The organism is Geoglobus ahangari (assembly GCF_001006045.1).
Taxonomy (GTDB): Archaea; Halobacteriota; Archaeoglobi; order Archaeoglobales; family Archaeoglobaceae; genus Geoglobus; species Geoglobus ahangari.
On sequence record NZ_CP011267.1, the window covers coordinates 257,941 to 282,173 of the forward strand.

The 24,233-nt window shown below is 54.1% G+C and carries 23 protein-coding genes, 1 tRNA gene and 1 CRISPR repeat array; of the genes, 11 read left to right on the forward strand and 13 right to left on the reverse strand.

Annotated elements, in window-relative coordinates:
• The first annotated feature begins 78 nt into the window (after positions 1–78).
• Positions 79–993 carry a C-GCAxxG-C-C family protein gene (locus GAH_RS01505; protein ID WP_169745332.1) on the forward strand — a complete coding sequence of 305 codons (915 nt, stop codon included), beginning with the start codon at positions 79–81 and terminating at the stop codon, positions 991–993.
• On the opposite strand, the gene GAH_RS01510 is transcribed toward GAH_RS01505, so the two are convergent.
• Positions 990–1,553, reverse strand: coding sequence for a DUF447 domain-containing protein (locus GAH_RS01510; protein WP_245604043.1), 564 nt, complete (start codon positions 1,551–1,553; stop codon positions 990–992). The two genes, GAH_RS01505 and GAH_RS01510, sit on opposite strands and share 4 nt — an antisense overlap.
• Positions 1,541–2,392, reverse strand: a complete 852-nt coding sequence (locus GAH_RS01515; RefSeq protein ID WP_048094374.1) for a triphosphoribosyl-dephospho-CoA synthase — start codon at positions 2,390–2,392, stop codon at positions 1,541–1,543. Before GAH_RS01515 ends, GAH_RS01510 begins: the two co-directional genes overlap by 13 nt.
• Before the next feature lie 39 nt (positions 2,393–2,431).
• Here GAH_RS01515 and GAH_RS01520 point away from each other — a divergent pair, with 39 nt between their 5' ends.
• The gene (locus GAH_RS01520; RefSeq protein ID WP_048094375.1) at positions 2,432–3,304 is read left to right on the forward strand and encodes a UbiA-like polyprenyltransferase; all 873 of its coding nucleotides are present in this window, start codon (positions 2,432–2,434) and stop codon (positions 3,302–3,304) included.
• On the opposite strand, the gene GAH_RS01525 is transcribed toward GAH_RS01520, so the two are convergent.
• Entirely contained in the window at positions 3,279–3,941 is a 663-nt protein-coding gene (locus GAH_RS01525; RefSeq protein ID WP_245604044.1) for a DUF166 domain-containing protein, read from the reverse strand. The genes GAH_RS01520 and GAH_RS01525 overlap by 26 nt on opposite strands.
• Positions 3,934–4,683, reverse strand: coding sequence for an ATP-binding protein (locus tag GAH_RS01530; RefSeq protein ID WP_048094376.1), 750 nt, complete (start codon positions 4,681–4,683; stop codon positions 3,934–3,936). Before GAH_RS01530 ends, GAH_RS01525 begins: the two co-directional genes overlap by 8 nt.
• 102 nt (positions 4,684–4,785) lie before the next feature.
• Between GAH_RS01530 and GAH_RS01535 the strand changes: the two genes are divergently transcribed.
• A complete protein-coding gene (locus GAH_RS01535; RefSeq protein ID WP_048094377.1) occupies positions 4,786–5,619 on the forward strand; it encodes a class I SAM-dependent methyltransferase in 834 nt (277 codons plus the stop codon).
• Here the strand turns inward: GAH_RS01535 and GAH_RS01540 are convergent.
• The 4 genes from GAH_RS01540 to GAH_RS01555 are packed head-to-tail and all read right to left on the reverse strand — an operon-like array spanning position 5,594 to position 9,832.
• The gene (locus GAH_RS01540) at positions 5,594–6,421 is read right to left on the reverse strand and encodes an arginase family protein (RefSeq protein WP_048094378.1); all 828 of its coding nucleotides are present in this window, start codon (positions 6,419–6,421) and stop codon (positions 5,594–5,596) included. The genes GAH_RS01535 and GAH_RS01540 overlap by 26 nt on opposite strands.
• A 31-nt stretch (positions 6,422–6,452) precedes the next feature.
• Positions 6,453–7,139, reverse strand: a complete 687-nt coding sequence (locus GAH_RS01545) for a DUF1614 domain-containing protein (RefSeq protein WP_048094379.1) — start codon at positions 7,137–7,139, stop codon at positions 6,453–6,455.
• A complete protein-coding gene (locus GAH_RS01550) occupies positions 7,139–7,372 on the reverse strand; it encodes a PRC-barrel domain-containing protein (RefSeq protein WP_048096641.1) in 234 nt (77 codons plus the stop codon). The genes GAH_RS01545 and GAH_RS01550 overlap by 1 nt, the downstream gene beginning before the upstream one ends.
• Positions 7,373–7,420: 48 nt before the next feature.
• Entirely contained in the window at positions 7,421–9,832 is a 2,412-nt protein-coding gene (locus GAH_RS01555) for a CDC48 family AAA ATPase (protein WP_048094380.1), read from the reverse strand.
• A 44-nt stretch (positions 9,833–9,876) separates the two neighbouring features.
• On the opposite strand from GAH_RS01555, the gene larC reads away from it, so the two are divergent.
• The 7 genes from larC (at position 9,877) to GAH_RS01590 (ending at position 15,468) form a co-directional block, all read left to right on the forward strand.
• Positions 9,877–11,043 carry a nickel pincer cofactor biosynthesis protein LarC gene (gene larC, locus GAH_RS01560; protein WP_245604045.1) on the forward strand — a complete coding sequence of 389 codons (1,167 nt, stop codon included), beginning with the start codon at positions 9,877–9,879 and terminating at the stop codon, positions 11,041–11,043.
• Positions 11,021–11,677: a DNA repair and recombination protein RadB gene (gene radB / locus GAH_RS01565; protein WP_048094381.1), complete on the forward strand. Its 657-nt coding sequence runs from the start codon at positions 11,021–11,023 to the stop codon at positions 11,675–11,677. The genes larC and radB overlap by 23 nt, the downstream gene beginning before the upstream one ends.
• Before the next feature lie 34 nt (positions 11,678–11,711).
• Complete coding sequence (gene feoB, locus GAH_RS01570) at positions 11,712–13,634, forward strand: ferrous iron transport protein B (RefSeq protein WP_048094382.1); 1,923 nt, start codon at positions 11,712–11,714, stop codon at positions 13,632–13,634.
• Entirely contained in the window at positions 13,631–14,248 is a 618-nt protein-coding gene (locus GAH_RS01575; protein WP_084632224.1) for a metal-dependent transcriptional regulator, read from the forward strand. Before feoB ends, GAH_RS01575 begins: the two co-directional genes overlap by 4 nt.
• On the forward strand, positions 14,245–14,772 hold the full coding sequence (locus GAH_RS01580; protein WP_048094383.1) for a hypothetical protein: 528 nt from the start codon (positions 14,245–14,247) through the stop codon (positions 14,770–14,772). Before GAH_RS01575 ends, GAH_RS01580 begins: the two co-directional genes overlap by 4 nt.
• Positions 14,773–14,823: 51 nt before the next feature.
• Positions 14,824–15,324, forward strand: a complete 501-nt coding sequence (locus GAH_RS01585; protein ID WP_048094384.1) for a rubrerythrin family protein — start codon at positions 14,824–14,826, stop codon at positions 15,322–15,324.
• A gap of 60 nt (positions 15,325–15,384) precedes the next feature.
• Positions 15,385–15,468: transfer RNA gene (locus GAH_RS01590), tRNA-Ser, on the forward strand.
• Between the two features lie 225 nt (positions 15,469–15,693).
• Positions 15,694–16,465: direct repeats of the CRISPR family, unit length 30 nt; unit sequence GCTCCACCCTCTCCTTGTTTCTCCCTGAAC.
• Between the two features lie 538 nt (positions 16,466–17,003).
• Here the strand turns inward: GAH_RS01590 and GAH_RS01595 are convergent.
• Positions 17,004–18,191 carry a zinc ribbon domain-containing protein gene (locus GAH_RS01595; protein ID WP_156967355.1) on the reverse strand — a complete coding sequence of 396 codons (1,188 nt, stop codon included), beginning with the start codon at positions 18,189–18,191 and terminating at the stop codon, positions 17,004–17,006.
• 196 nt (positions 18,192–18,387) lie between these two features.
• Here GAH_RS01595 and GAH_RS01600 point away from each other — a divergent pair, with 196 nt between their 5' ends.
• The gene (locus tag GAH_RS01600; protein WP_048094386.1) at positions 18,388–18,816 is read left to right on the forward strand and encodes a hypothetical protein; all 429 of its coding nucleotides are present in this window, start codon (positions 18,388–18,390) and stop codon (positions 18,814–18,816) included.
• A 331-nt stretch (positions 18,817–19,147) separates the two neighbouring features.
• Here GAH_RS01600 and GAH_RS01605 read toward each other — a convergent pair whose 3' ends face one another.
• The 4 genes from GAH_RS01605 to GAH_RS01620 are packed head-to-tail and all read right to left on the reverse strand — an operon-like array spanning position 19,148 to position 24,201.
• On the reverse strand, positions 19,148–21,487 hold the full coding sequence (locus GAH_RS01605) for an ABC transporter permease (protein WP_048094387.1): 2,340 nt from the start codon (positions 21,485–21,487) through the stop codon (positions 19,148–19,150).
• A gap of 1 nt (position 21,488) precedes the next feature.
• On the reverse strand, positions 21,489–22,193 hold the full coding sequence (locus GAH_RS01610) for an ABC transporter ATP-binding protein (protein ID WP_048096646.1): 705 nt from the start codon (positions 22,191–22,193) through the stop codon (positions 21,489–21,491).
• Positions 22,190–23,668 carry a COG1361 S-layer family protein gene (locus tag GAH_RS01615; protein ID WP_048094388.1) on the reverse strand — a complete coding sequence of 493 codons (1,479 nt, stop codon included), beginning with the start codon at positions 23,666–23,668 and terminating at the stop codon, positions 22,190–22,192. The genes GAH_RS01610 and GAH_RS01615 overlap by 4 nt, the downstream gene beginning before the upstream one ends.
• Positions 23,665–24,201, reverse strand: a complete 537-nt coding sequence (locus GAH_RS01620) for a TetR/AcrR family transcriptional regulator (RefSeq protein WP_048094389.1) — start codon at positions 24,199–24,201, stop codon at positions 23,665–23,667. Before GAH_RS01620 ends, GAH_RS01615 begins: the two co-directional genes overlap by 4 nt.
• Positions 24,202–24,233: the final 32 nt, after the last annotated feature.

The following is a 24,233-nucleotide window of genomic DNA, read 5'->3' on the forward strand; positions in this document are numbered from 1 at the left end:
TCCGGTTCGAATTTCTACACATTTAAACATGAAAAATTCAAAAGTCGAAAAGGTTTATAGGGAGGAATGACAACTATAATGATGGTGATGAATATGTTCAGGCGAAGTTTTCTCGGCATGATGGGTGCAGCGTTCGCGACTGCACTGATGGGATGCGTGCAGGAAGAGGAGCTTGCCAAGAAGCCCCAGCCAACACCCACTCCAGCCACAACGCCCACACCGGAAGCTGAGGTCGTGGAGAAGATCGTCGAGATTCCGGAGCCGCCCTGGGAGTACAGGAAGCTCGACCCGTACGAGGTCGCGGAGCTCGGCTATCAGGGGTACTGCGGGAAGACGTTCAGCGGTGAGAAGCTTCCCGGAGCGCACTGCTGCTTTGGCGCGTTTTACGCGATCATAAAGGCACTCGCGGACGAGGTAGGGTCTCCATACAAGGAGTTCATTCCGGTTACCAGCATGGCCACGGTTGGAAAGGGTGGAATAGTCGGGTGGAGCACGGTCTGCGGTGCACTAAACGGTGCAGCATGGGCAACGTATCTGGTTCTGCCTGAAGAGGAGGCCGACAAGGTGATCAACGAGCTCTTCGCCTGGTACCAGTACGAGGAGCTGCCCAAGTACAAGCCGCCCAAGGCCATGAAGGCCTCTCTCGATCCGATGCCCACCTCCGTCGCAAACTCCCCGCTGTGTCACGCCTCGGTCACGAACTGGTGCACCGCCTCGGGCTACAGGGCGTTCTCCAAGGAGAGGAGCGAGAGGTGTGCGAGACTCACGGCAGATGTCGCCGGAAAGACGATCGAGCTCATAAACGCCATGCACGATGGAACGTTCGCTTACGTGTACTACGACAAGAACACCGAGCTCAACACCTGCGGCTCGTGCCACTCCAACAAGGGAAGCACTCTGGAGGACACGAGAGGAAAGATGTACTGTGTCAGCTGCCACAGCGACAAGGGTGCAACCCACATAGAGAGCATAGAGGTGCACCCCAAGATCTAACCCTCCTCTTTTTTTAGGCCGGCATACCCCAGAAGGAGCTCGTAAGCCTCCTTTTCTCTCCTTCCACCGCACCTCTCGATGATCCTTCCGCAGTATCTTATCCTCTCAGCGAGAGCCTCGCTGCCTGAGAGGACGTACCTCGTCGCATGAACTGTGGCCTCAATCAGCATGTTGAAACCCCTGTTGATAGCCCTCAAATCACTCCTGAGCACCTCACCTTCAGCAAAGTCGAGAATAGCGTAATTCCCCTCAACCCTGGCGCTGAACTTCAGCCAGCTCTCACTCCCTCTTATCACCGGAGGGTTCAGGCTCTCAAACCACTCCTCCCCCAGATCCTCGAACGCGGAGATGACGAAGACGACAGGATCGTGAATCACGTTCACGTAGAGAACTCCAGTCCTCTCCAGAAACCTCCTCGTGTGATTGCCGTAGAGCCTGACCCTCACGTCATCTCCCACTATTATGCCCAGCGGTGCCGTGTTGATCCACTCGCCCAGTGTTATGCCGATTACCTCGTTTATCCCCTCCCTCAGCCCGAATTCGGATATCAAAACCTCCACCCCTCAGCAAGAGCTAAATATATCGAAGAGATCACGAGATCCGCGACGCTTCCGGGGTTCACGCCGAGACCCCTAACCCTCAGGTCAAGTTCCTCGAATACCGCGAAGTTTCCCGTGCTCTGGTAAACCTCCAGCGCCTCTCCCGCCATCTCCCTAACCCTGACCGCCACATCTCTTCCCCTCTTGGCGATTATGAGGGGGTCTTCGAGCTCTGACAGGAAGGAGAGGTAGCACAAAACTATGGCTCTGTTCACGTCCTCCGTTTCGCCGTAGAACTCCATGATCCTCTCCTTTCCGGTCAAGCTGAGCCTGAATCCGGTAACATATTCCTTGGCTATGAAGTTCTCCTCCGGCGCGAGCCTCATCCAGTCCACAAGGCTAAGTCCCTTCTCCTCAATCTCCCTCTCCACCTCATCACCCCTCAAATCCATGGTGTGCGCGTCAACAACCCTCGCCTTCGACAGGTCGAATGCCCTCTTGACCGCAATCGAGTCTTTCCAGGAGGTGCTCTCGACCAGCTCCCTCGCCCTCCCAGCATCCCCGAGAGAGGCCACGAGCGGTGAGAGAAGGAGGAAGGCACCGAAGTGCACGTTATCCGCGAGGTGTAGCTCAGAAGTGGTTCTCACGAGCTCAAAGACGCCCTCTCCAACACCAAGCTTTCCCTGAGCTATCCTCACGAACACTGGGAAGCTTGCAGACGCTGAGGCTAAGAAGTGCTCGTACCTCAGATCGTGGAAGTCGTGATCTCTATCCACGTTTCCCGGTTTGGGGCTCGCAGAGACCTCGAGAAGCATGGAAAGCACCGCTGAGACTGCAGCCTTCTCCGGGCTCTCGAACATGGTATCACCTTTTTAAACCCACAGCGAGATTTGCGTTCAATGATTAAAAAGCTTGGGCTGATAATGGACTTCATAAAGATCGAGCACACCCTCTTTGCCCTCCCCTTCGCCTACCTCGGGGCGTTTCTCGCCCAGAACGGGCTCATCAGCCTGAGAACGTTCATACTGATAGCTACAGCATTCACGGGGCTGAGGACTGCCGCCATGTCCCTCAACAGGATAATAGACAGGGAGATAGACGCCCTGAACCCGAGAACCGCGAGCAGGCACATTCCCGCCGGGCTCATCTCCCTGAGAGAGGCCTATGCTATAGTCGCGATCTCCCTCGCCGTCTACTTCGTCTCCGCATACCTGATCAACGAGACCGCGTTCATACTCTCCCCAATCCCCGTGATTACCGCCTACGTCTACCCCTACCTCAAGAGGTTTACAGTTCTCTCCCATTACGTCCTCGGGCTCAATCTTGCCTTTGCACCGATGGGAGGGTGGATAGCCGTCACCAACAGCTTCGACTTCCTCGGAAAGGACATGCTGGCGTTCCTGATAGGCGTGGCCGTGATATTCTGGGTTGCCGGGTTTGACATGATCTACGCCCTGCAGGACTACGATTTCGACAGGAAGCACGGCCTCCACAGCTTCCCGGCCAGATTTGGCATAAGGGCCAGCAAGGCTGTGGCGTTCATCAACCACATCGCATTCTTCTCAATCCTGAGCTACGCGATGCTCCACGTCTACAGCCCCGGGCTGTTTGTCAGAATCGGTCTCGCGACTATTCTGGCGATCATAATAGCTGAGCACCTGATCGTCAACCTTGGAAAGGACGAGAAGGCCATTCAGATAGCCTTCTTCTACATGAACGCTGCTCTCAGCTCGGTTCTGCTCGTCTTCACTTTTCTTGACGTTCTCCTATAGCCCTCTCCACCTGCCTCTTGTGGATGTGGGCGGCGCGGTGAATCTTGCCGTCAATTCCGCGGGAGGCGAAGCACGGGTAGATCTGGGTGAAGTAGCCAGCCTTTGAGGGAGCCTCATCGACCCTCATGCCCTTCAGCTTCTCTGCCACGAAGTACGTGGAGCCGCAAATCGCCGCTCTCTTGACGATAACGTCCTTAATCACCCCGTCCTCCACCACGATCTCGAACTCGGGCATCCCGAACTCCCTGAAGAACTCCCCGATCTCCTCGTCATCGATCAGTGGAGTGGCGCAGCACACGTCCTCCCACACCACCCTAACACCATGCGTCTCTCCGAGCTCCTTCAGCTGCATCCTCGATCCGCTCTTGGCACCTCCGGGCAGTATCACGTACTTGACGCGCGTACCCTCGGCCCTCCTGATGATCTCGTAGTTGACGTCCGGGTGGAGCGCGTAGCTCAGGATTATGTCCGCGTCGAAGATGTAGTCCGGGAGCTCGATCTCTTCAGGCTCGTCTATTATCTCAGGCAGCTCGTCGGGCAGCCTGAAGGTAACGACCTCAAACTTCCTTGCAATCTGCTCAGCCGCCCTCCTGCCGTACTTCTTCCTCAGAACTATTGCCACCCTCACCTCACTCACCCACAAGCTTCACTATGTTCCTCTTGATCTCCTCAAAGGGTTTGAGATCAACAACCTTGTATGGCGGGATATTCTCAAGGTCGGCCCTCACAAACTCCTGACTGTAGGGAATTACTCCAAGAAGTGGCTTCTCTATGCTCTCCACAAGCTCCCTCGCCCTCTCGCTCTCTATGTACTTGTTGACAACAACAGCGATGCTGTCTATCCCTATGTCGCTGGCGAGCTTCTCTATCCTCGCGAGGGTCTCGAAGCTCCTCATCCCGGGCTCGACCACGGCTATCAGCAGGTCAACACCCTTGGCCGTACCCCTTCCGAGGTGCTCTATGCCGGCCTCCATGTCCAGAAGGAGCACGTCCTTTTCCCTGAATATTGCATGCCTGAGAATCGCCCTGAGAAACGCGTTTTCAGGGCAGAAGCACCCATCACCTCCCTTCTCTATGGTGCCGAGCACCGCCACTCTGACGCCATCCTCGTTTCTCACCGAGTACATCTCGAAGATGTCGTCAACCTTGGGGTTGACCCTGTACGTTCCCATCGGCCCCCTCACCCTCTCGTCAATGACCTCCTTCAGCTCCGAGAGGGGCTTCACCCCGCTGACGCCAAGAGCTGTTGGAAGATTCATGGCAGAGTCAGCGTCAATGGCTGTGACGTTGTACCCGTCCCTCGCGAATAGATGAGCGAGGACTGCGGTGAGGGTTGTCTTCCCGACACCCCCCTTTCCTGAAACCGCGAGCTTGACCATAATTCCACTCACTCCAGCAGTGATTTAAACGTTAGCGTTTTTTGACCCGCGCTTCACCACACCTCTGGAAAGTTATTATATCTCGCCAGAGGAGTCTGTTCGATGAGCCTCAGAGACCTGCTGAAAGACAGGGTTAAGCCGGAGGAGCTGGCGAAGGTCAGGAGGAGCTTCGAGATAATCGGCGACGTCGTGATAGTGGATATCCCAGACGAGGTTTACCACCTGAAGGACGAGATCGTTAAGGCGATTCTCACCAAGCACAAGCACGTCAAGACGATTCTCAGGAAGACAGGGGAGGTGAGCGGAGAGTACAGGGTGGCGAGGTACGAGGTGATCTATGGCGGCGAAACCGAGACCATCGCGAGGGAGCACGGGTGCAGGTTCAGGGTCGATCCGACGAAGGCCTACTACACAGTCAAGCTGTCAGGGGAGAGGGAGAGAATAGCGAGGCTTGTTGGGGAGGGTGAGAGAGTTCTCGTGATGTTCGCGGGCGTCGGGCCTTACGCGATCGTAATCGCGAGGCTATCAAGACCAAGGGAGGTCGTGGGTGTCGAGATAAACCCCGCGGCTGTCAGCTACTTCAGGGAGAACGTGAGGCTCAACAAGGTTGAGAGCATAGTGAGGGTGTACGAGGGGGACGTCAGGGAGGTCGTGCCGAGGCTTGAGGGCGAGTTCGATAGAGTTCTGATGCCAGCCCCGTACAACGCGGACGATTTTCTGGACATAGCGGTTCAGAAGGTCAAGGATGGGGGAGTGATCCACATCTACACTTTCGCGGGAGAGGAGGAGGTGGAGGAGAAGAGGGAGAGGATCCTCGAGAGGCTCAGAGACCTTGGCTTCGAGGGAGAGGTGCTGTTCTACAGGGAGTGCGGGAACTTCGCGCCGAGGGTGAACAGGTACGTCTTCGACGTCAGGGTTTCAAGAGCTCGCGGATGATCGCAAGCGTCGATTCTCTTGCTATCTCCGGCACGCTGCCCCCGCCAAGAACCACCACAAGCCTGTCGTCGCAGCACCTTGCAGCAAGCCCCTTCAGAAACCTCGCGATTCTTGTATAGTCCGCGACCGTGAGCCCTATGTCGCCGTAGTCGCCAACATGCGTGTCGTGTCCGAAGTACCAGATCAGGATGTCGGGCTCGAACTCTGACACGCGCTCCCCAAACCCCTCCACGGCTGAGTGGTAGGGGGTTGTGAAGTAGCTCACGTCAACCTTCAGCCCATCACTGCTTTCGTAGCTTGAAGAGCATATGCAGTAGTGCAGGAAGCTCCCATCGCCCTTCACGAGTTCCCTCGTTCCATCCCCGTGGTGCGCGTCTGTGTCGATCACCGCGACCCTCACATCCCCGTGCCTGTTCCTCAGGTTTCTCGTGGCCAGCACAACATCGTTGAAGCAGCAGTACCCCCAGAAGTAGCTTCTCCCGGCGTGATGCCCTCCAGCACCTATGTAGGCGAAGGCGTTTCTCAGCTCGCCCTCGTAGACCATCTCCACCGCCTTAACAACTCCACCAGCTGAGTGCCAAGCGGTGCTGCACAGAGTGTCTGCCCTCACGCCCTCAAGAAGCTCTGGAGTGTGAACCTGAAGGACGAGATCCTCGCTCACCCTCGGGCTCTCAATTAGCCTGAAGTTTTCGAAGCTTTTGAGTGGCTCGAAAGCCTGAGGAAAGTCCCTGAGCCTCGTGCCCACGGTCAGGTAGCTCCTCCTGCTGAAGCTCTCGTGGTAGAAAACGCCGGTGGGCTTCATGATCAAACGTTGCGATTTATCGTTAAAAACCTTACACAAGCCAGAGGGCGAAGAAGACCGCGAATATTCCTGTCAGGAATATGCCGTCAAACGTTCCAGCCCCACCTATGCTCACCACTCCTCCCCCAACCTTCTCGATCTCGTTGAGGTGCAGGATGTCCGCGCCGACAAGCGAGCCGAGGACTCCCGCAGAGAACGCGAGCCTCGGAATGTCGATCGCTGGAAGGGAGAAGATCTGGGCGGAGAGGAAGGCTGAGAGGGCAGAAACGAGCGGGGGGAGAAACATCGGAACGGCTATGCCGACCCCGGGAACGGGGCGGGCGAAGGAGTACGTGGCCAGAGTGGTTATGGCGAAACTGAGCAGGAACGCGTTCAGGTTCAGACTCGTGAGGAGCTTGGCTGAAAGAAGGACGGGAATGACGCATCCCCCAACGTTCACCGCGATTATTATCCTCGTCCTCCTCCTGACGGTGTAGATGAAGCCGAAGAAGCTGTACCTCTGCTCGACCACCCTCCCCTCCTTCTCGTAGAGAGGGATGTTTATCAGCGAGCCTATCGCGATCATCACGAAGACGAGCATAGCATCGCTGACCGGCATGTCGAGGACGATGGAGATTGCCGAAGATGCGGAAAAGGCGAAGAAGAGTAGAAACAGGGGTAGAAGTATGAGCAGCAGGAAAAGCGGAAGGACGAGGGGTGGGAAGAAGTAATCCCTCATCAGATCCTCTTCCTGTCTATCACGACGTAGTCGCTCACAGACCTGACGCTCTCGAACGGAATTATGTAGTAACCATCCTCCTTCTTCAACCCCTCAACCTCGTTTTTGGGCCTGACGACCACGTTTACAAGGCTCCCGGTCTTGTAGTCGAACGTGAGGGTGTGCACAACACCCACTATTGTTCCGTCAGAAAGCAGCACGACCTTGTTGAGCATTTCCCTTGCTAAAACCATCAGCACCACCTGTTTAACAATAAAGTTTTGAAGGGTATAAAAGTTTCGCTAACCGTAGCCCAGCAGAGCCTTCTCGCTCCTTTTCGCCTCCTTCACTCTCTCCTCAAACTTCTCGTAGAAGCTTATCATGCTCTCCGTCATGCTCGGCCTGATCTTCCTTATCGCCTCAAGGAAGTGCCTCATCTCTATCTTCTCAGCGTTCAGGTTCTCCCTGAGGGCGAGCATGACCGCCTCCCTGCACACTGCCTCGATGTCGGCGCCAACGTAACCCTCGGTTATTGTAGCAAGCTCCTCGAGATCCACGTCATCGGCAAGGGGCATGTCCTTGGTGTGGATCCTGAATATCGCATACCTGCTCGCCTTGTCTGGCGGCCTCACGTAGACGAGCCTGTCGAACCTGCCGGGCCTTAGCAGTGCGGGGTCAAGGATGTCGGGCCTGTTTGTCGCGCCAATCACCACCACCCCATCGAGCTCTTCAAGCCCGTCCATCTCGGTTAGCAGCTGGTTGACCACCCTCTCCACAGCCCTGCTCCCCTCGTCAATCCCCCTCATCTGAGCTATCGCGTCAATCTCGTCGAAGAAGACTATGCACGGTGCCACCTGCCTTGCCTTCCTGAATATCTTCCTGACAGCCTTCTCGCTCTCACCGAGCCACTTCGAGAGGAGCTCGCTCCCCTTGACGCTTATGAAGTTCGCCTCGCTCTCGTTCGCGACGGCCTTAGCTATCAAGGTCTTCCCCGTGCCCGGAGGGCCGTAGAGAAGTATGCCCTTCGGCGGCCTGATCCCGAACTTCTTGAACTTCTCCGGGTACCTGAGGGGCCATTCCACCGCCTCGACGATCTCCCTCTTCACGTCCTCGAGCCCGCCAACGTCGTCCCACGTTATCTTCGGAACCTCAACGAACACCTCCCTCATCGCCGATGGCTCGATCTCCTTCAGCGACTCCTTGAAGTCGGACATAGTCACCCTCACGGACTCCAGAACCTCTGGGGGTATGGTGTCCTCGTTCAGGTCGATCTTGGGCAGAATCCTGCGTAATGCCTTCATCGCCGCCTCCTTGCACAGCGCTTCGATGTCCGCACCGACGAAGCCGTGGGTCTGGTCGGCAAGGTACCTCAGCATCGCCCTTATGATCTCCCTCGAGAGCTCCTCCCTGAGGTCGGACGGCAGCATGTTCTCAACGGCCTTCCTGATCTCGTCCGCCTTCTCCATGTCCCTGACCTCTTCCATGAAGAAGTCTATGTCCCTCCACCTGACGTCCCCATTCTCCCTGAGGGACTCCCTCAGGCTTTCAAGGGCGGGTATGACGAACTCTAAGGAGTAGTCCGGCTCGAGCGGCATGTTCCTCGTGTGTATCTGCAGAATCTCGAACCTCCCCTCTCTGTCAGGGACACCTATCTCGATCTCCCTGTCGAACCTGCCCGGCCTCCTCAACGCAGGATCGACGGCCTCAATCCTGTTGGTTGCACCTATGACTATGACCTGCCCCCTCTCCTCGAGGCCGTCCATCAGGGTGAGAAGCTGGGCCACGACCCTCCTCTCGACCTCTCCCGTGACCTCATCCCTTCTGGGGGCTATGGCGTCAATCTCGTCAATGAAGATGATGCTCGGAGAGTTCTCCTTCGCTTCCTCAAAAATCTCCCTCAGCCTCTGCTCGCTCTCCCCATAAAACTTGCTCATTATCTCCGGCCCGTTTATCGTGAAGAAGCTCGCCCCTATCTCGTTCGCGACGGCCTTAGCTATCAAGGTCTTCCCCGTTCCCGGAGGGCCGTGTAAAAGCACGCCCTTGGGCGGGTCTATGCCGAGCCTCTTGAAGAGCTCCGGATACTTCAGCGGAAGCTCTATGACCTCCCTGACCTTCTGGAGCTCCTTCTTCAGGCCTCCAATGTCCTCATAGGTGACTCCACCTCTCCCGAACCTCTCGAAGCCCTTGACGGGCTTGTCCCTGAAGACTATCTTGGTGATCTCGTCTATTATAACCGCACCCTTGGGCTCCGTCTTGACCACGGCAAGCAGAACCGCCTGCTGGGGCTGCCTGCCGAAGCTGAAGGCTGTTCCGAGAACGGGGACGATGTCACCCTCAACGACGGGCCTCTTCAGGAACTGGTGCTTCAGGTACCCCTCCACATCCCCGCCGAGGATCCTGAAGTCCAGCTTCTTGAGCGGGGCGAAGATGACCTGCTTGGCTATCTTGTAGTCCGCCTTCCTTATCTTGACCGTATCTCCTATGCTGACCCCCGCGTTCTCCCTTATGAAGCGGTCTATCCTGATTATTCCCTTGCCCCAGTCCTTTTTCGGTGCTCTCCACACCTTCGCAACGGTCTTCCTTCTCCCCTCAATCTCGATGATGTCTCCGGGTGAGATGTTGAGCCTGAACATCGTTTCGGGATCGAGTCTGGCTATACCCCTCCCCGAATCGCTGGGGTAAGCCTGATTAACCTTCAGAGTGATCTCTTCCATAGTAATAGTTAAACCGGAGGGAGCATAAAAAGTGTTGTGGTGGTATGATGAGAGCAGCAATATTTGACTGCTTTTCAGGAGCGAGCGGAAACATGATCCTCGCGTCCCTCCTCAACGTCACGCTCACCGAAAGGGATCTCGAGGATGTTGTAAGGAAGCTGAACCTCAACCTCGATTTTGAGGTCAGGCAGGTGAGCAGAAAGGGCATATCCGCCCCGCTGATCGAGGTGAGCGAGGGGAGCGGGAAAACAAGGACGTTTGAAGAGGTTGTCGGGCTGATCAGAGGTTCTGAACTGGACAGCAGAGTTAAGGCCGAGAGTCTGAAGGTGTTCGAGAGGCTCGCGGTTGCCGAGGGAAGGGTTCACGGGAGAGACTACAGGAAAGCAGTTTTCCACGAGGTTGGAGGCGATGATGCCATCTTCGACGTCGTCTCGGCCGTCATAGGCATTCTGAGGCTCATGGACATGGGATACAGGGTGTTCACCACACCGATCATGACAGGCAGGGGGTTTGCCGAGACCATGCACGGCAGATACCCCATTCCCGCTCCCGCAACGCTTGAGATCGCCAGAGAAAGCAGATTGAAGCTCGTGATCGATGGGGAGGGTGAGCTGCTCACGCCAACAGGGGCTGCCATCTTAGCCCACTTCTCCGAGGGGGAGCCGCCGAACCCTCTTATGGTGAGGGAGGTTAGCTACGGAGCGGGGAGCGTGGAGAGAGAGGTTCCCAACGTCCTCAGGCTGATTCTCGCCGAAGTTTTTGAGAGAGATGAGATAGCGATTGTCGAAACGAATGTGGACGATATGAGCGGGGAGGATCTGGCCTTCGCGGTGGAGAGGATAATGGAGCTCAGCCACGACGTTTCCGTGATACCTGCTCTCGGAAAGAAGGGGAGGCCTGCTTACCTTATCAGGGCGATAAGCGACCTGAGCAATGCTGAGGATGTTGCGAGGGCCATGATGGAGCACACCACCACCATAGGCGTGAGGATACTCCCGGCGTACCACAGGGTCAAGGAGGTCAGGAGGGCTGGGAGAGTTGAGGTCGAGGTGCTGGGAAGACAATATGAGGTAGGAGTCAAGGTCGCAGGGGGGAGGGCTAAGCCAGAGTACGAGGATCTCAGGAGGATAGCGGTCGAGACCGGGATTAGCATGAGCAGGCTGAGGGAGATCGTGAAGAGGGAGATGGATGAAGCTGCCAACCGGGAGTAAGTGCATAGATGAGCTCCTCTCAGGAGGGGTGGAGACCGCCTGTGTCACGCAGATTTACGGGGAAAGCGGCACGGGAAAAACGTCGTTCTGCCTGATGCTGTCCTACAACACCGCGAAGAGCCACAAGGTCGCGTACATAGACACAGAGGGTCTTTCAGGCGAGAGGATAGACCAGATTTTTCAGGAAAAGGAGCTGCTAAAGAACGTGTTCATTTACGAGGTCTTTGACTTCAGACAGCAGAGCACGGCGATCAGGGAAGTGTCAAAGCTCGTGAAGGGCGAGGACGTGAAGCTTGTGGTGATAGACTCCCTCACCGCTTTGTACAGGAGCGAGCTTGAGGACGAGAAGAGGCAGCTGAAGATGAAGAGGGAGCTCACCTCCCAGCTCACGTTCCTCCTCGGAATTGCGAGGAAGCACGACCTTGCAGTGGTGTTCACGAACCAGATGTTCACGGATATAGGCACGGGGGTGATAAAGCCCCTCGGAGGCCCGAGCATAGACCACCTGTCAAAAACAATAATCTCGTTCGAGAAGAGCGGAAACGAGAGGGTTGCGAGGCTCATCAAGCACAGGTCGAGGCCTGAAGGCATCTACTGCTTTTTCAAAATCACCGACAGGGGCATAGAGCCTTAGCAAAGTTTATATGTTTTTAGGCTACCCTAAATTTATGCACTGCCATGGGTCAAGCGACATCATCGAATGCTACGACGTGCTGCTGGTGGGCAACCCCAATGTTGGAAAGAGCGTGATATTCCACAGGCTCACCGGCAGGTACGCGGACGTCTCCAACTACCCGGGAACAACGGTGGACATAATGGTAGGGAGGATAAAGAGCCTCGGAATGAGCATAGCAGACCTGCCGGGAATGTACTCCTTCTTCTCGATAACCGAAGAGGAGAGGGTCGCGAAGAGGATTCTCCTGAGCTCGAGGCCCAAGGTCGTCGTGAACGTCGTGGATGCGAAGAACATAGACAGAAGCCTGCCATTGACCCTCCAGCTTATCGACTCGTGCTTCAAGGTCATCCTCGTGCTCAACGCGATGGATGAGGCCGAGAAGATTGGGATGAGGATAGACGCGAGGAAGCTTGAGAGGAGGCTCGGAATTCCAGTCATCACCACAGTTGCGACAAAGGGGAAGGGCATCAGGGAGCTCGTGGAGAAGATCAGGGAGGTATCTGAAGGCGAGCAGGAGAAGAAGACATTCAGATTCTCGGATGACCTCGAAAGGGCGATAGAGGAGGTGGAGGAGAAGATTGAGGGTGAGCATGCAGTAAGCAGGAGGATACTCGCGATCCTTGCCCTCGCCAACGACGAGGATGTTATCGATGAGTACGGCCTCGACAGGGAGTTCCTCAGCAGAATCAGGCACAGGTTTGGGAGGTCTCCTGCATTCCACCTCGCGCTTGACTACCAGAGAATCTCCTCCGAGATTCTGAGCGGAGTCGTCAGCTACGAGGAGAAAAAGAGGAGGTACTACGACAGGATCAACGAGCTCAGCCTGAACCCCGTAACTGCAATCCCAATGTCCCTTCTGGCCCTCGTCCTTCTGTACCTCTTCGCCGGAGTTCTCGGGGCGCAGATCTTTGTGGACGCCATCGAGACGTGGTACGAGACGTACATAAACGTCCCCCTCAACTCGTGGCTCAAGGCGAACGTCCCAAGCTACTGGGCGAGGGAGCTAATAGGAGGGGAGTACGGGGTGATAACCCTCGGACTGAGGTACGCAATAGCGATAGTCTTTCCCATCGTTACCATGTTCTTCCTCGCCTTCTCCCTCCTCGAGGACTCTGGCTTCCTGCCGAGAATGGCCATGCTCCTCGACAGGCTGTTCAAGAAGGTCGGCCTGAGCGGGAGGGCTGTCATACCCCTGATCCTCGGACTCGGGTGCGGGACGATGGCAGTGATTGTCACGAGGGTGCTCGAGTCGAGGAGGGAGAGGATGATAGCCACGCTCATGCTCGCAGTTGCCATACCATGCTCAGCCCAGCTGGGGATAATGCTCGGAATCGCCCCGGACTTCACCTCGCTGATGCTCTGGGCCGGGGTGGTGTTCGGGATTCTAATTGCGATAGGCCTGCTCGCCTCCAAGTACATGCCCGGAGAGAATCCGGTCTTCTATATGGAGATCCCACCGCTCAGGATGCCGTCCATCTCAAACGTGTTCATGAAGACGTTCTCGAGGCTCGAGTGGTACATCAAGGAGGTCATCCCCATATTCGTCATGATCAGCGTCGCGATATGGGTTGGAAGGATCACGGGCATCTTCGACCTTGTGATCTCGGCCCTCACGTATCCATCGAGATTCCTCGGCCTGCCGGACAAGATGGCGGAGGTGTTCCTGTACGGATTCTTCAGGAGGGACTACGGCACCGCAGGGCTCTACGACCTGATCTCGTCCGGCCTGCTTGACTACTCTCAGGTGATCGTGGCCATGGTTACGCTGACGCTCTTCGTGCCCTGTGTGGCACAGTTTTCTGCGATGGCCAAGGAGAGGGGAATTAGGTTCGCGGCAGTCACGTTTTTAACCGCGCTGACAATAGCATTCACAACCGGATACATACTCAGGCTCGCCTTAGAGGTGATCATGTGAGGAAAAACGGGGAAGAGCTGGAGAACCTGCTGAAGGAGATCTACGTGAGAACTGTTGAGAATGAGGAGAGCTTCGAGATTGAGGACAGCAGGCTCAGAGAAGAGCTCAGGAGGCTCGGATACATAGACGATCACGGCAGGCTGACCGAAATGGGTCTCGAGAGGGCGAAGAAGATAATAAGGCTCCACAGGCTTGCTGAAAGGCTGCTGCACGATGTTCTCAGGGCGAGCGAGCATGAAGTTGAGAGCTCTGCATGCAGGTTCGAGCACGTGATAAGCGAGGAGGTTGAGGAGGCGATCTGCACACTCCTCGGGCATCCCACAGTCTGTCCCCACGGCAGGGAGATACCGAGGGGAGAGTGCTGCATAAGGGGAGAGGAGGAGGTCAAGAGCCTCGTTGTCAGGCTCACCTCCCTGTCTCCGGGGGAGGAGGGTGAGATAAAGTACCTGTCCGGGGACGAGGACATCATAAAGAAAATCATCTCAATAGGCCTCCTTCCCGGGAAGAGGATCAGAGTCCTGAGGGTGTTCCCAACATTCCTCGTTCAGGTTGGCAACACGCAGATCGCCCTCGACGAGAAAATTGGAGAGGCAATACACGTAATGAGGGTATGAGGGGGAGACACTCCGAGATTGTGCTGAGGGGAGACAGGGTCATCAAGAGGTTCAGGAGGGGGCTTGAGTACAACTTCTGGAAGGAGGCCAGAGTTCTGACGATGCTCCAGCCCTTCAGCTTCGTTCCGAAGCTGTACTCCGTAAGGCCGTCGGAGCTTGAGATAGAGATGGAGTTCGTGCAGGGCACACATCTGGGAGAGGTGCTGGATTCTCTGAGAAAGAGAGAGGTCGAGAAGATTCTCGACATCTGTAGGACTCTCGACAGGCTCGGAATACAGAAGGAGGAGATGAACCACCCCGACAGGCACGTAATACTCTCGGAGAGAGTCGTCTTCGTCGACTTCGAGAGGAGCGTTTTCAAAAACAGACCCTCTAATCTGACGCAGTTCGCGGTGTACTTAAACACCCGACTGAGGCTGATGGGGCACGAAGAGCTTGCGGAGATCCTAAGGGCTTACAAGCGGGACTTCAGCGAGGGTGCGTATAGGGAAGTGAAAGGTAGAATTCTCGAACTTTTTGGTTGATGTTCAAAAACTATATATTTTTCGAAACTACACAGTAAAAAGGGTGATAGCATGTCAACCGAGGAAAACCTTAAGGGTGCCTTTGCAGGCGAGAGTCAGGCCAGCGTGAAGTACAGGATCTTTGCCGAGCTGGCAAAGGAGAAGGGGTTGAGAAACCTCGCGAGAGTTTTTGAGGCTTTCTCCTTCTCAGAGTTCGTTCACGCCAAAAACCACCTCAAGAACCTAAGGGATCTGGACGATCCTGTTGCCAACCTTGAGGAGGCCATTAAGGGCGAGACCTACGAGGTCGAGGAGATGTACCCGAAGTTCTACGAGGAGGCGATAAAGGAGAACAAAAAGAGGGCAGCAACGTCTTTCAGATGGGCGATGGAGGCGGAGAAGGAGCATGCGGAAGTCTACAGGAGGCTCAAGGTTCTTGTGGAGAGCGGAAGGGACAAGGCGTTTGAGGAGAAGATTTACGTCTGCCCGACGTGCGGCTACATATTCGTCGGCGAGGCTCCGGAGGTCTGCCCGCTCTGCAGCGTCTCCAGGGAGACCTTCAGGGTCTTCTGAACCTGCTCTCCATTTTTACCAAAAGTTTGATAAACCTGCCCGGGAAAATTCAACCTGCGGGCCGGGGTGGCAGAGAGGCACTGCGCGGGCCTGGAGAGCCCGTGTGCCGTAAGGCACGCGTGGGTTCAAGTCCCACCCCCGGCGTGTTTTCCAATGTGAAGCCGTATTTAACCAAAAGCAGCTCTCTGACACGCTAAATTATTGCGTTCTCAGCTATTTCGCTGATGTTGAGTTCGAACTTGTCTGCGAGCTCTTTTACGTCTTTTCTTAATGTGATGGTGGTACGGACTTTTGGTAGGATATGGCTTCAAACTTTAAATGCTCCTCCCTGAACCAACGAAATAAGGAGATCCCCGAAGGTGCCAAAGCGCTCCACCCTCTCCTTGTTTCTCCCTGAACCTCCTCGATGAGCTGAAGCTTCTCAAACACCCTCGTCTTGCTCCACCCTCTCCTTGTTTCTCCCTGAACTTGGAGGGGGATCTATCGTAATAGAGGAGCAGAACACGCTCCACCCTCTCCTTGTTTCTCCCTGAACCCGACAGGGATTAAGAGAAAGTTCACCGACATTGACGCTCCACCCTCTCCTTGTTTCTCCCTGAACTCCCCCCATACGTCAAAGGCAGGCTCGGTAAGAATAGCTCCACCCTCTCCTTGTTTCTCCCTGAACGGGGACACGTTCCCCGTGAAGGATGTTGTGAAGAAGTAGCTCCACCCTCTCCTTGTTTCTCCCTGAACTCAGCAGCACGACAGAGCCGGTCTTCTCGTTCCCTCCGGCTCCACCCTCTCCTTGTTTCTCCCTGAACACACTTCATATAAGCGAGATACCAGTTCTCACTATTCAGCTCCACCCTCTCCTTGTTTCTCCCTGAACAATGCAAAAAAGAGATAATAAAAGTCAGAACAGCTTATTGCTCCACCCTCTCCTTGTTTCTCCCTGAACGATACGATGTCACGGTTTATGAGGAGCACGAGCAGATGCTCCACCCTCTCCTTGTTTCTCCCTGAACCCAATGTTAATCTGATTGTCTCTCAGCGTCTCGAACGCTCCACCCTCTCCTTGTTTCTCCCTGAACGCACGCGAGGTTGCACTCGTTGTACGGGAAGATGATGAGCTCCACCCTCTCCTTGTTTCTCCCTGAACCACCAGTAATTCCGTCAGCCCTGTTATCACTGCCGAGCATCACCCCCCGCAGGGAGCTCATCTTTTACCTCCTCTCGCCGTGTGGGGACGGTTCCGCACTGCGTCACCGCCAGCCCCACGGCGGAGTCATCGAACCGTCCGGGGAGCCTGCGGACGGGTGCCCTCCCACTGGGTAGGGCTCGGAGTAGAATAGGGTGGAGGGAGTATTTATAGGTTACGAGGGGTCAGCGGTAGCGCCAAACACCTCCAAGAGGTCTTGGAGATGATTTTTGCACAAGAAGTAAAACTGCATCAAAACCCCGGTGGTGCATGCGAGCCAGCCCTCACGCGACTTTTATTTGGGGGAGATTTCGGCCATTTGAGATCATTTCCAGCTACGATCTGCAATCAAAGAATCTTCGGCAGGGAAGAGTGGCAAAATAAAAATCCTGCCACCACAATCCGCGAAAGAAGAATAGAATAGTGGGTGCTTACTATCGCAGTGCCGGGCTTCTATTGGGTTTTGCGGAAAGTGTTGCTCCCAAAATGTCCTCTCAAACTATCCGGCAATCCCCGCATCTGCCTCCATCTCCACGTTACCGGCATCTTTTGCCCTTTTTGCGTAAAACTCCTTGTAAGCCTTAATGGCGATGTTCCTCGCGGAGTTCAGGTCTCTGCTGAAGTCCTTTAGCCCGCAGGACGGGCACGTTATCAGCCTCTTGTGCTTTCCGTGAATCTTAACCTCGCTCCCACACCTGTGGCAGAGCTTCGAGGTGTACGCTGGACTCACCTCCACAACCTCGTACTGACGGCTGTCCAAGAGGATCCCAAACCTCCTGTAGCACCACTGGGAGTGGAGCCACCTGTTGAACGGGGCGTAATCCTTTCCAGCTCTCTTCGTGATGCCCTTCAGCTCCTCCACCGCGAACACGACATCGTAGCCCTTTTCCCAGTAGGCATCGGCGACCTCCAACAGCTTCCGGATGAAGTCTCCGTGGCCCTTGTCAATAACCTTCCTGATCCTCTCGTAAAGCTTGTTGATCTGCTCCCGCTCTTCCTCCGTCAGCTCAGTGGGCTTCCTCCCTCTCTGGATCTGACTGATTTTTCTCTGGATCTCCTTTATTTTTCTATCCACGGGCTCGAGGTCGAAGAACGTGTTCCACTCGAACCTGCCCGTTTCTGGGTTGTAGAGCGAGGCGGCGTGCTTCCTCTGGTTGAGGTCTATACCTATGACGACTACTGGCCTCTCATCCTCCCACCTCTTCTCAACGGGAATTGTGACTGTTAGGAAGTAGTCATCACCCTGCTGATATATCACGGCCGGATACGCAGTGCCGTCTATTATGTCCGAGTAATACTTGTTGTCAGTTCTGCATATTGGGATCAGCTCTTTTGCCTCTTTTCTCGACCTTCCTTTTGCGCTCCTTAAGAGAACTTCAATGAACCAGCCTCTCCCACTAGGATTCACGAACTTGTAGTTTCTTTCGTCAAGTGGTAGCACTTTGTTGGACATAAGGCTCTTAGAGATCCTCTGAACCATTAAGTCAAGCAGTCTCGACGACACGTCAAACTGCTCTTCCTTAAATTTGTGGTATATCTGCTTCTGGAATTCGTATCGGGAGATCTCAAGCATTTTCACAACAGTCTGAAGATTTCGTTCAAGGAGTCTTTTTTGTTTCTTAGTTGGCTCAAGCCTAAGCGTTATTGCCCTGTAATTCTCTCCCGAGCTCCTGCCTCGCCCACTCACGCGCTCACCTCCCCTCAGCACATCCTATCTGCATGGAAGTATTTAGACCTTAGGAGTCCCTGAAATTTAAATCACAATTCTACACATATATGCCCATTTTGTGAATAACGTCATTGACTATCTCAGTTCATATCTATCTTAGTTACATACGATGATTCAAAAAAGTTTAAGTAACATAACTCACACATACAACACTATGAGAGCGGACATAAAAGATGGGGTCATCCGAAGGGTAGTGGTGGGCGCTTACGAGTTCGTAGCTACGGTCCCTGCTGACAAGGCGGGAGAGGTCGAGAAGCACTTTACGGCGCTGGCAGAGCTCGGAGTCAGGTTTGACATAAAGAGGATAGACGACGCGAAGATCGAGAAGTTCATCAGGGAACTCACGGACAAGCAGAGGAGAATCCTCGAACACTTCAGGGACTCAGACGAGGTGTCAATGGACGACCTTAGAGGAGATGTTGGTGACTTAAGGGGCCCCATTGCCGGGTTAAATACTAAAGCCCGGAGGGAGGGGCTCGTCGGAGAAAACGAACAGGCCCTCGAGCCTGATGTGGAAAAAGGAGTTTACAGACTGAACCCAAAGATGAGGGTGGTCGTGGAGAGGCTCGTGAGGGGTAAGTAAGGTTACGACTTATCCCAGCTTTTTACTCTTTTTTTCTGAGCTCCGCTTTTTTCGTGCCGTGGTAAGAAGATTAACCCCGCCACGATGTGTGGCTCAAATGCATCCTTTTCACATCTCATTATTTTCGCATAAACTCTGAAAATATCACTCTTCTTCAGCTTTTTATGGTGCTCCACAATCTCTCATTCTGAGAGAGGAACCAGTCTCCGCTACTATCCACCTTCTTTATTTCAACATCAGTTTTCATTCAGATTCATCATTAGCATTGTATTATGGATCGTGGCCAAGCTAAGCTTTTCATTCCACTCGACTTACCCAAAAAAAATCAAGCTCAGCTCACCATCTCTTTCGTCACCTTCTCAATCTCCATTCTCGCCACATACCTCACTCCCGGAATAAGGGAGGCGAGGAGAACGACGAACGTGACAGCTGCCGTCAGAATATACGTCCTCGGATAGATTACGAACGGCATGTAGTACATCTCGCTCTGGAATGACTGAAAGAGCAGTTTCGCCGCGAGGTATCCAAGGGGAATTCCGACCACTATCCCTATCACACCGATAACTACAACCTCTATCAGCAGGCTGAAAGCGATCTCTCTGGTTGTGTAGCCGAGCATTCTGAGAGTGGCGATCTCTCGCCTCCTCTCAAGGACGTTAATCATCGTGGTGTTGAATATTGACGCGAAACCGAGAGATGCGCCAAATAGAAGGGTGAAGTATATGAAGACGTAGAAGAAGGTCATTATCTCATCCACATACTCCCTGAGGTCGTCTATCGAGTCCGTTCTTATGCCATCCATATCCGAAATCCTGCCCTTCCCCTGCTCCTCAAATCCCGGCCTGAATTTAACAAGGAGAGCGTTGAATTCAATGCCTGCCTTTTTGGAGAAGTGGAGGATGTCGGCATAGCATGCTGCGGTTAGGGGCTGGTTGTAGATCTCCGACACCCTGACATTCATCCTGCCAAACTCAGTGAGGGCTTTCAGGCTTTCCTCTTCGGCCACGCTGAGCTTCGATGCAATTACTTTAGGCATAACAATGCCCTTGGGCGGAGGGTGGTGCTGCCTTCCCCCAGCATCATAGAGGTTAAGAAGACCCTGATCGTGCCCGATAGCATACAGGGTCGAGCTTTTGGTCACTCCGCCTTTCTCAAAGACTATCCAGGTCTCAATTACCTTGGCAACCTCCTGAACCTCCGGCATGTTCTTAACAGCCCTGTAAACCTCTGGATCAGACGTGTAAATCTTCATGTCATAGGTCGTGATCCTGTCGAATTGAGTTGATATAGCAAAGTCGTTGGCATCCAAGAAGACCATCGACGCCAGAATTAGAGTTACGCTGGCCGCCACTCCAAGCAGGGAGTAAGCGGCTCTCCGCGGGCTTCTGAAGATGTTTCTGAGAGATAGCTTCGTGAGCATCGAGATTCTGCCCAAGAGCTCGAAAACCCTATCAAGCCTGATCCTCTTTGCGTCCTCACTCACGCCTCTCATGGCTATAGCCGGATCTATCTTCGACGCTGCATAGGCCGTCGAAATTCCCGCAACAAGCGGAACGATCAGGCCTATCGCCAGACCCTGCAGCATCACGTCTCCATGAACTTCCGCAACGTAAAACGGGACGTTCAGCAGCTTTGTGTACTCAGCAGTCATGAAAATTGAGATTAGGTACCCTCCAGCCACCCCTGTGAGAGACCCCACCACGCCTATAACTGCAGAGTGGGTCAGGTAGTGCAGCAGGATGTCTTTTCTGCTGTAACCGAGGGCTCTCATAACTGCTATGCTCCCTGTCTGTTCCCTGACCACCCTTGAAAGCAGCACATAGACCATTAATGCGGAAACGAAGAGAAAGAAGCTCGGAAACATGAACGAGAGCTCTCTGAATCCATCGAGATCCATCTTGACGAGTTTGTTGCTGGGCTGGTCTTCTCTCTTGTAGCTGGCGGAAATGCCGTAGTCTGCGAAGATTTCCGTAACCCTGTTCAGCACCTCATCCACCCTGCTGTCGTCGTAAACTGTAACGTGAACCTCACTCACCGCGCTGCCTATCCCAAGAGTGTCTTCAAGCACTTTCTGCGGAACATAGGCTACCCCAAACGTCTTGGGAGTTGTGATCCAGCTTCCGGACTCCACAATCCATATGAACTCAGGAGAGAATGCAAGACCTACAACCTTGAGGTTCACCCTTCTCCCGCCGATGTCCACAGAAATACTCTCCCCAACCTTTATGCCGTGGTAGTCGGCAAACTTCTTCAGGATGACAGCAGCTTTTTCTTCAGGCTCAGGATACCTGCCCTCGACAATTACGAGCCTGTTTACTTCAAGCTTCTCTGGCAGGGACAGCAGCTTGAGGGTTATTCTGCTGCCCTCCCTTTCAAACGTGGCATAATGGACAATTCTGCCATAAACCTCCTCAACTCCGTCAATCTTCCTCACCTCAGACAGAAGACTGGCTGGCGCAGGAGAGGAGGGGTTGAGTATTACCGCAAGATCCTCAAAGTTGGTTTTTTCGTAGAACCTGTCATACGTTTTTCCCAGATTGAGGTAGGACATGTAGAACGACGTGTATAAAGCTACACCAAGAAAGACCAGAAAGACCACGGCCATGAACTGCCACTTCTGGGCCTTGAGGTCCCTGAATGCCTTCAGGCTGAGAATCCTTGCGATGCTCATGCTACCACGCCAGCTCTTCCGGCTCCTTAGGCTCCTCATTCACAATGACCCTCGCAACTTTACCATCCCTGAGGTGGATTACCCTGTCAGCCATCTCAGAAATGACCGAGTTGTGGGTCACAAGGATGAATGTCACGCCCTCATCCCGATTTATCCTCCTCATGACTCCCAGAACCATCTTTCCAGTTTCGAAGTCAAGGCTACCTGTTGGCTCATCCGCCAGAATGAGAGGAGGGTTCTTTACGAGCGCCCTCGCTATTGCAACTCTCTGCTGCTGTCCTCCACTCAGCTCCGATGGGAAGTGCTCTGATCTGTCTTTCAGCCCGACTATTTCGAGAACCTCATCCACATCCCTCGGGTTCTCCACGAGCTCTGCGGCGAGCATCACATTCTCTCTCGCGGTGAGAGTCGGGATCAGGTTAAAAAACTGGAAGATGAACCCCACATTTCTCCTTCTGTGCATTGTAAGCTCCTCCTCACTCAGCGAGGACACGTTGATGCCGTTGAAGAGGATGTCCCCTCTCGTGGGGGTGTCAATTCCTCCAACCAGATTCAGCAGTGTTGTCTTGCCCGAGCCTGAGGGGCCAAGAACGACAACAAACTCCCCCCTCTTAACCTCCAAGTCTATTCCCCGAAGTGCATGCACATCTACGGCACCCATTCTGTAAGTCTTCCATACATCAACGAGCTTCAGCAGCTCGCTCATCTGGTTTTCCTCCTCCACAGGTACCCTCCAGTCAGTAGCACAATCAGCAAAGCAAGAGCCACTATTTCCTCCATTCTGCTCTCTCCCGGAAACACGTAGACTGAGAACTCCTTCTCAACACTATACCTGTCAAGCTTGGAGTCCATGTACGTTATCACGGCCTTAATCTTGTACTCGCCCGGCCTGTCCGGGGCTACGAGGTCGAATGTCGATGTTGCCGAATCTCCCTTTTCGAGCGTGCCTATGAAGTACTGGTTCTTCCCATCGAATCCCTCCGGCAGGATGAGCTTTACTGCCACAGCCCTTGCATCCTGCTTTCCGGAGTTCTCAATTTGTAAGGAGAGGGTGAACTCTGACGATGGTGTCACCTTTCTCGGAGAGAAGTAGAGCCCCGAGACATCGAGGCTTATAACTCCGAGCTCATCAACAAAGATTGAGAAGTCGAAGCTCCTCTCCATCTCTCCACTATCATCAGCATACCTCACGGTGAGCCTGAAGGGGTAGCTTCCGCTTTCAGCATCTTTGCCTGCTTTTAACTTGAAGTCCACGCTCGCCTTCTCTCCCCTCTTCAGCGTTCCCAGAAATGCCTCCTTTTCTCCAGAGAAAACATCAGGATAGCTCAGAGTCAGCAAAACGTTCCTCGCCTCATCCTTTCCCGTATTTTCCAAGGTCAGGCTCAGAACAAAGTCATCATCAGGATAGATTCTCTCCGGAGCTGTCGTAAAGCCTGAGAAGGAAATCTCAGCCCTCCCCTCAACAACGATGGCGAACTGAATCTCCTCCCGATAGGCGTTCCCCAGCCTGTCGGTGAAGCTGAAGATCAGGTTTGCGGGATAAACTCCAACTGAGACATCCTCGCTTGCCGAGATGTTGAAGCTCAAACTCCTGACCTCCTCACCACCCCATCTGTCAAAGCTCATCCTCGATGTTTCGACAACAAACCCGTCTGGAGCTGAGAGGGTTGCCACGACGTTCCTTGCCACCCCTCCACTGTTCTTCACTTCAAAGGTGACCTTTCCACATCCACCGGGCTCTATCACCGGCTGGACTACGTTTTCAACAACCATCGACGGCCTGTCAACGACAACTACTGGAACCACCTCTTCCAAGCTCCCGGTTCCGTAGTTGTAGCTGAGCCTGACCTTCACCTGATACACACCCTCTTCATCTGCCCTCAGCTTGACCGACGTCAGGGCAGAGCCAGCGACGTCTCCGAGGTTGATGGTCAGATACGAAACCTCCTTTCCATCCGAGATTATCGCCAGATCATCTTCATTTTCCGACACGGTCAGCTTCGCATCCCTGATCGCATATCCCGAATTTACAACGACGATCTGCAGCACGAAGATGTCTCCCGGCGATGGAGCTTCAGGCAGAGTGCTGTAATTCAGAGACAGCACCGGCTGTGCTGAAACTGCGCCCACAAACAGTTCCGCAAGTATAACCAAAATCAGAAACAGCATTCCAGACCTCACTTTCTGCACCTCCCTTTCACGAATTCAATAATAACTTCTCCAATCTCGTCAAGGTCGAGATTTGGGACGAAGAGAGAGTAAACGTAAACACCATCGAGCATCGCCATGAAAACCACTGCCGTTTCCCTCGGCCTTTTCACGCCCATCTCCTCGAAAAGCCCCGTTATGAATCCAAGCATCTCATCATAGAGCGCCTTTGTGAACGCCGTATCGCCTGAGAAAAGCTCCTTCTCGAAGACATAGTACCACAGCATTGTGAGCTTCGGATTTTCCCTCGCAACTCTCAGCGACTCTCGGACTATCCTCTCCAGCACTTCTTCATCTCTCGACTCCTCAAAAACCCATGAGAAGTACTTTTCCACGGAGTACCTCACCAGCTCCTTCTCAAGCCCGTCCTTGCTCCCAAAGTGGTAGAAAACCGTACCCTTGGACACGCCCGCCTCCCTCGCAACCTCATCCATCGTCACGGCATGGGGCGGTTTGGACGTGTAGAGCCTGAGGGCCGCCTCGAGTATGGCAACTCTCGCATCCATTATTTGACTGACTGGTCAGTCAGATTATTTAA